1 protein-coding gene is annotated in these 1,024 nt (G+C 45.2%); it reads left to right on the forward strand.

Annotation, left to right across the window (positions count from 1 at the left end):
• Positions 1-440: 440 nt before the first annotated feature.
• Positions 441-1,024: reverse transcriptase domain-containing protein (locus AB5Z12_RS20745; protein WP_368368772.1), on the forward strand; the 584-nt coding region annotated here is incomplete at its 3' end.

The following is a 1,024-nucleotide window of genomic DNA, read 5'->3' on the forward strand; positions in this document are numbered from 1 at the left end:
GTGCGCCTGGCGGCGCACGTTTCTAACGGGTTAAAGTCCCGAATCCGCCCGGTAGTGGGAAGGATATAGCCGAAGGCAAGGGTGTCCATCGTGAGATGGAGTCTGAAGGAAGCTGGATGTGAGGAACATACTAACTCACGGGCAAATCTCTGGTCTGACGAACAGAAATCTCATATGAGGTCATACATGAGGGTAAGATTGCAGTCCAAATTGAAGCCCAATAACTACACGGAATCATGCATGATAAATGAGGCAGATGGATGGAGAGGAAGAAACGTGTGGTACCTAGGGAGGTCTGTGCGGTACGCCTTGAAAGAGGTAACCATTGCATAAAGCAATGCTGAACGCACAGAAGTCAGCAGAGGTCATAGTAGCCGAGAGGTGAAGGACCGAATCAGTAGGAGTCTTGAGTATGACTGAGAAAGGAGGAATGACCGTCTATGGCAGAAAACATTGAAAACAATGGCTATTCGCAAAGAGATAATGCGGAACATGAAGGGTATGTGAAAACGTCTAGGTCATTCAATCGGATATGGAAAGAAAGAGACAGTGCACAGCCGAGACTTTTGGAAGCGATACTGTATAAAGACAACTTTAACAGAGCGTACAAGAGAGTTAAGGCAAACAAGGGAGCGCCAGGAATTGATGGCATGACCATTGAAGGGGCTCTTTCATATCTAAAGGAACATCAACAAGAGATAACCGACCGCATTTATCGTGGAAAGTACACTCCGTCTCCAGTAAGACGAGTTGAGATTCCAAAACCAGATGGTGGTGTGCGAAAACTTGGCATACCAACAGTAATAGACCGTACACTTCAACAGGCAATAACCCAACAGTTAGTGCCAATCTATGAATCGCTGTTTGCAGATGGTAGCTATGGCTATCGTCCGAACAGAAGTGCAAAAGATGCAATATTTAAGGTTAAGGAGTATGCAGAACAAGGCTATACATTTGCTGTAGTCCTTGACTTGTCAAAGTACTTCGATACTCTTAATCACGAAATTCTCATCAATCTTCTCCG

The organism is Ruminococcus sp. RTP21358st1_G6_RTP21358_211008 (assembly GCF_040908885.1).
GTDB classification, from domain to species: Bacteria; Bacillota; Clostridia; order Lachnospirales; family Lachnospiraceae; genus Blautia_A; species Blautia_A faecis.